8 protein-coding genes and 2 pseudogenes are annotated in these 5,305 nt (G+C 36.7%); 3 read left to right on the top strand and 7 right to left on the bottom strand.

What is annotated here, in order from left to right; genetic code table 11:
* Positions 1-55: 55 nt before the first annotated feature.
* The 5 genes from HMPREF0023_RS17055 to HMPREF0023_RS15140 all read right to left on the bottom strand — a co-directional run bounded on the left by HMPREF0023_RS17055 (position 56) and on the right by HMPREF0023_RS15140 (position 1,842).
* A complete protein-coding gene (locus HMPREF0023_RS17055) occupies positions 56-316 on the bottom strand; it encodes an SDR family oxidoreductase (RefSeq protein WP_265586520.1) in 261 nt (86 codons plus the stop codon).
* Positions 317-366: 50 nt separating this feature from the next.
* Positions 367-672, bottom strand: coding sequence for an SDR family NAD(P)-dependent oxidoreductase (locus HMPREF0023_RS17050; RefSeq protein ID WP_008942513.1), 306 nt, complete (start codon positions 670-672; stop codon positions 367-369).
* Entirely contained in the window at positions 653-874 is a 222-nt protein-coding gene (locus HMPREF0023_RS17045) for an SDR family NAD(P)-dependent oxidoreductase (protein WP_008942512.1), read from the bottom strand. The genes HMPREF0023_RS17050 and HMPREF0023_RS17045 overlap by 20 nt, the downstream gene beginning before the upstream one ends.
* Before the next feature lie 266 nt (positions 875-1,140).
* Positions 1,141-1,404, bottom strand: coding sequence for a hypothetical protein (locus HMPREF0023_RS15145; RefSeq protein ID WP_008942510.1), 264 nt, complete (start codon positions 1,402-1,404; stop codon positions 1,141-1,143).
* 96 nt (positions 1,405-1,500) lie between these two features.
* Positions 1,501-1,842, bottom strand: coding sequence for a DHCW motif cupin fold protein (locus HMPREF0023_RS15140; protein WP_008942509.1), 342 nt, complete (start codon positions 1,840-1,842; stop codon positions 1,501-1,503).
* 204 nt (positions 1,843-2,046) lie between these two features.
* Between HMPREF0023_RS15140 and HMPREF0023_RS16385 the strand changes: the two are divergent.
* Positions 2,047-2,246, top strand: a pseudogene (locus tag HMPREF0023_RS16385) (HlyD family secretion protein); the annotation flags it as partial.
* A 47-nt stretch (positions 2,247-2,293) separates the two neighbouring features.
* Here the strand turns inward: HMPREF0023_RS16385 and HMPREF0023_RS15135 are convergent.
* Positions 2,294-3,196: a LysR family transcriptional regulator gene (locus HMPREF0023_RS15135; RefSeq protein ID WP_008942507.1), complete on the bottom strand. Its 903-nt coding sequence runs from the start codon at positions 3,194-3,196 to the stop codon at positions 2,294-2,296.
* Positions 3,197-3,306: 110 nt separating this feature from the next.
* Between HMPREF0023_RS15135 and HMPREF0023_RS15130 the strand changes: the two genes are divergently transcribed.
* Together HMPREF0023_RS15130 and HMPREF0023_RS15125 are read left to right on the top strand one after the other, a co-directional pair.
* Positions 3,307-4,230 carry an alpha/beta hydrolase gene (locus tag HMPREF0023_RS15130; RefSeq protein ID WP_017396460.1) on the top strand — a complete coding sequence of 308 codons (924 nt, stop codon included), beginning with the start codon at positions 3,307-3,309 and terminating at the stop codon, positions 4,228-4,230.
* An 85-nt stretch (positions 4,231-4,315) separates the two neighbouring features.
* A complete protein-coding gene (locus HMPREF0023_RS15125) occupies positions 4,316-4,624 on the top strand; it encodes an SDR family NAD(P)-dependent oxidoreductase (protein WP_223804360.1) in 309 nt (102 codons plus the stop codon).
* Between the two features lie 246 nt (positions 4,625-4,870).
* Here the strand turns inward: HMPREF0023_RS15125 and HMPREF0023_RS15120 are convergent.
* A pseudogene (locus HMPREF0023_RS15120) lies at positions 4,871-5,305 on the bottom strand (hypothetical protein); the annotation flags it as partial.

Raw genomic sequence — 5,305 nt, 5'->3', positions numbered from 1 at the left:
ATAATATTTAATTTGTAATAAATATTAGTCTTCAAAATTTTCCCATTATATTAATTTATCTATCTGGTGTGGCCCCTGCTGTCATATTGATAACAGTTGCTGTTATCACGCTAGCATGATCAGATGCTAAAAAAGCCACTGTTTCAGCCACATCTAACAAAGTAGGAAGGCGTTGTAACATCGTACTTTGTGCGGCTCCATCTAACCATTGCTGTACAGTTAATCCCATTGCCAAAGCCTTGGTTTCAAATAATTCACGAGTATAAGAACCGGCTTGGATGGCATCAGCAATGGCATGTGAACGCACACAAATCACCCGAATATTTTTACCTCCTAGCTCACTTGCAAGTGCTTTATTAAATGCCTCTACACCCCCAGATGACCAGGAATTGCCATTGAGCTAGAAGGCGCAACAATATTAATAATTACACCTGAACATTCCCTTCCCATATATGGCTCTACAGCTTTAGATATATTGAATTGGGCTGTTAAAAAGGGAGTTATGCCTTGCAAAAATTCAGTCAAGCTTAGCTCAGAAATTAATTTTCCCTGATCATGCATAAAACCTGTAGCATTTACTACAATATCAATACCACCAGACTTTTGGGCTAGCTGTGCCACCTGCTTAATTATTGATTTTTCATCCAACACATCAATGCAAAATGTTTCCACGATTCCCCCCCATAGCACATAACTCTTTAGCAAATTTTTCTAATTTTTTTTGGTTACGCGCCACAAGATAAATTTTTACTCCTTCGCGAATCAAAGCCTGTGCAACGGCACCACCAATTACACCACTACCACCGAAAATGACAGCTTTTTTATTTTCATTTAACATTTCAGCAAATCCTTTCTTTTTTCTATTTTTAATCAAACTATTTCATATGCTTTCTTTCTATCTGCCAATCAAAAAATCAGACTTTGTGAAACAGATTAAAGCTCTAAAAAAATCTATATTTACTACGAGAGATCTACATCACATATTTTTTGTTCTATAAAAACTTGAGGAGTGTCCGGGATACTCTCAGGAATTGTTCCCTGCTCCATAACAATTTTTTTATAGTCTTTATTATAGGCACTCACAAACTGAAAGTAACCAACCGCATTAAGATATGGCAATTAACAGTAGCGTTTTTGCATTTATACAATATTGCTAAAACCAGCAAAGGTATTACTATCTCTAAAGTTTTCCACTGTAGCAACATATTTTCCCTGTTCAGACAAAGGTACGGGAACAACAACATAAAACAGAAGAATGCAAAGAAAAATACCATTGCTAAACCAGTAGAGGATTTTTTTTGGTTCAGGAATAATTTTCAAGCATAACAGTATAGGTAAACATGCAATAGCTACAGCAATGATCAGTACATACCATTTTGAATACAACTCATTATACAAAATCACTTTTATTTCCTCTAAAATATAAGTAAGAGCTTTTATAAATTATTCAGCACTTACTTTATCTTGTTATTATTCTTTGTAGATATAACATAAAGGAGTTTAATCAACTATTAGTAATTTCGCCCCGTCAAGAGTAAACGATTGATGAGGCTCTGAGTTATCACCTACTTGGTAACTCATTCCTGTCGTTAAAGTAAATGTTCTACCATCTTTTAATCTGCTCTCTAACTCCCCCTCTAAGCAGAATAAAATATGGCCTTTTTCACACCAATGGTCAGCTAAGTAATTAGCTGTATATTCTACCAGCCTTACTCTAATTCTATTGGTTTCCTCACCAAAGTATTGTGTCTTCCAATAAGCTTTCCCTGTTACACCACAATGCTCTGTTATTTCAACTTTATTCCAATCTGTAATTTGAAATGGAAAAGGGAACATTTTCATATATCTATCCAATGGATTATGATTTCAAGATCAAATTAAATCATATAGTTAAACAACACAAAAGTCTTCAAAAAATAGCTTAAGTACCATCATTATGAAATCTGATATATTTAAAGTTATTGACATACAAGCTAATTCAAGCTTGGTGCATCTCTCGAAAATTATATTACTTCCCCCAAATAACTAAAAAGTTGTTTAACTCATGCCATGGGCCATCAAAAATTTACACGTCATGTAGAAGAAATTTCACCTGCTATCGGCTCTAAATTTAGTGTCATTAAACCTGATAATGCAATAGGAAACTTTACCAAGGTGGTACACAGCGTATTGCTGTTCAAATTGCGATTGATCCAAATCAAAAAGATTTAAATCGCTTAAGTCCGGGAATATCCGTGATGAATTAAAACTTATTATTCCTACGTAATGCGCTTAAGAAGATCAATCTGATTAATCACTTTGCTTTATTAAAATTCTCTTTCAAAGCATTGATCAAGATATTCAATAAAGGCGCTTGCTCACGTCTATGTGGATAGTACAGGTGATACGGTTCATAGCGATGTTGCCAGTCCTTTAGCGTTTCTTCCAGTTCACCACTTTCAATATAAGGCTGAACCATATCAATCGGTAGATAAGCAATGCCTGCCCCACTTCTCACTGCTTGGAGCACTGGAGATAAGGTTGTGAAAACAATTTTAGCGTTAACATTAACACTCTGCGTTTTATTTCCTTTGGTAAATTGCCAACGATAAAGTTCACCATGTGTGGGTAACCTTAAATTGATACATTGATGTTCAACCAAATCTTTTGGCTGCTTGGGATGGCCATAACGTTGTAAATATTCTTTGTTAGCCACTGCCAGCATTGGAATGGGATCACTAATTTGTAAAGCGATCATATCTTTAGAAACCAAACCTCCTCTTCGAAGCCCTGCATCAAAACGGCCATCTACAATATCGACCAGACCATAATCAGAGGTAATTTCGACTGAAATTTTTGGAAATTGTTGGATGACTTTTTCAATGGCGGGCCATAAAACAGTCTGGATGCCATATTCATCAGCACTGATACGCAATGTTCCTGCCGGATCATTTTTTAAAGCACTGAGCTGATTCATGCCATGTTCTATTTCTGCGATAGCAGGTTGAATCAAGCTGAGCAGATATTCACCCGCTTCTGTCGGTGCGACACTTCTGGTGGTTCGTGATAATAGTTTTATACCAATTCGGTCCTCTAAATTACGGAGGGTTTGGCTAATGGCGGATTGTGAAGTTCTGAGTTTTGCCGCCGCACGGGTAAAGCTTCGCTCCTGTGCAACTACAATAAAGGTATGCAAATCATTCAGATTTTCTTTCATTATTTATAAGTATTCAATATAAGTGCTATCTCATTATACTGGATTATCATAATGAATCACTAGGAGTATATTGGTTTCATCGAGATAGTTCTTCTATTGGAGAAAAAATGATGAAAACTGTAACTTTCAAAAATAAAGAGATTGATGTTTCTGCAACGCTACGTTTTCCAAAAGATTTTGATGAAAACAAAAAATATGCAGCGATTGTATGCGCCCATCCGATCAGTAGCTGTAAAGAGCAAACTTCAGGTGCAATTTATGGTGAAAAACTGACTGAAGCTGGATTTATTACTTTAGCCTTTGATGCATCGTATCAAGGCGCTAGCGGTGGAGAACCTCGATTCCTTGAAGACCCTGCAATACGTGTAGAAGATTTCCGTTGTGCAGCAGACTATTTAACAATGCTTGCTTATGTCGATGAAAAACGTATTGGCGTATTAGGGGTATGTGGCGGTGGTGGTTATGCTGTTAATGCTGCTATGACTGAACGCCGTTTTAAAGCCGTAGCAACTGTGGTTGCGGCAAACTATGGTCGTTTAATGCGTGAAGGCGATCAGACACCTGAAGTTGCCATTAAAACTTTAGAAGCAATTGCAGCTCAAAGAACAGCAGAAGCACGTGGTGCCAAACCTTTTATTACCCAGTACATTCCAAACTCACAACAAGAGCGTGAGCAAGCTAGCATTAATGATATCGATATTAAAGAAGCTGTAGATTACTACAAAACCCCGCGCGGTCAGGCAGAAGGTTCACCGAATAAACTTCGCTTTTCAGGTTTAGCTGCTGCTGTTGGGTTCGATGCGTTTCATTTGGCGGATCACCTACTCACCCAACCCTTACAAATTGTGATTGGTGGAGTTCCGGGAGGCTTCGGTTCATATCGTGACGGTTATGAGCTATATAGCAAAGCGGCTTCTAAAGATAAAAACCTCTTTTTGGTTAAAGATGCAAGCCATTATGACTTATATGATCAACCTGAACCTGTTGCTCAAGCCTTGGAAAGAATTATTCCATTTTTTCAAAAACATCTTTAATTCATAAATTGGAAAGTTTCTCAAGCGGGGAAACTTTCCACTCCTTAATCTCCGGTTTCACCCTCTCTTTATAAGCTGAGTATATATAAAAACAGTTCTTATCACTGGTATCAGCTCAGGTATCGGTAAAGCAATGGGCTATAAATTTGCGGCTGAAGGTTTTAATTTAATTATTGTTGCCCGTCACATTGAGGCACTTGAGCACATCAAACGGGACATTGAATCAAAATATCTTGCCATTAAATTTTATGTTGAAACTGCCGACTTAAGTAAAGATGGTAGCACCAAACAACTTTATGAAAAACTAAAGTCTTTCCAGATTGATGTCCTCATTAATAATGCAGGATTTGGTGATTATGGTTTGTCAGTAGGCATAGATCAGGGGGAGTTGTAAAGCTCTATCAATTTAAATCTTTCAACCCAAAATTAGCAGCAACCCTAAAATTTGATTAAGTACTTTTTATATCAAACCTAATAATCTCTGATTGTATTTGGGTGGAGGTGACGTCAGTTGAACTAAATAAATAACCAACTGTTTTATATATTTTTTTTGTTAATAAAAAAATGTAATTTACCCAATACCTTGGTAGTCATATTTCAACAATAAATAATTGATAAATAAAGATTAAATATTTTCAATTTAATCTTTATCATTTACTCTCGCTGTATCTATTACAATGATTTCAATTTTACCAGTTTTTGCTGCTTGGCTACTTTCAATCAACATTTCCTTTAACTGATCAGCGGTAGTAGGGTTAAGTTTTTCTCTACCTCGGCTTTTTAACTTTTTATTGTCAGTCCTTAGGCCAAACCAGAGCACAAGATAGATTCCTCTCCCTTCAGCACGCCAGTCTTGTGCATATAGTTTATTGAGCTGATTATCAGCACCTGTCCACAATTCAGGATGCCATTGCCCTTTCACTTCAATTGGTAAACGTAGTTGCCCTACAGTGCATCCTATATCAGCTTCTTTATCATCAGCTTCATGAACTTCCACCTCATAAACTACTTTGTTACTTCCTTGTCGGAGTAATCCTAACAAATGATCTCGACATCGTTCTTCTTTATATGGTTT

The organism is Acinetobacter sp. ATCC 27244 (assembly GCF_000156555.1).
Classification (GTDB): domain Bacteria; phylum Pseudomonadota; class Gammaproteobacteria; order Pseudomonadales; family Moraxellaceae; genus Acinetobacter; species Acinetobacter haemolyticus.
The sequence above is the reverse complement of the archived record's forward strand: the minus strand, read 5'-3'. Positions and strand labels throughout refer to the sequence as shown.

Excerpts from the sequence above, each read along its gene's own strand:
- HMPREF0023_RS15140 (WP_008942509.1), bottom strand. The coding sequence starts at position 1,842 with ATGAAAATGTTCCCTTTTCCATTTCAAATTACAGATTGGAATAAAGTT.
- HMPREF0023_RS15135 (WP_008942507.1), bottom strand. The coding sequence starts at position 3,196 with ATGAAAGAAAATCTGAATGATTTGCATACCTTTATTGTAGTTGCACAG.
- HMPREF0023_RS15130 (WP_017396460.1), top strand. The coding sequence starts at position 3,307 with ATGAAAACTGTAACTTTCAAAAATAAAGAGATTGATGTTTCTGCAACG.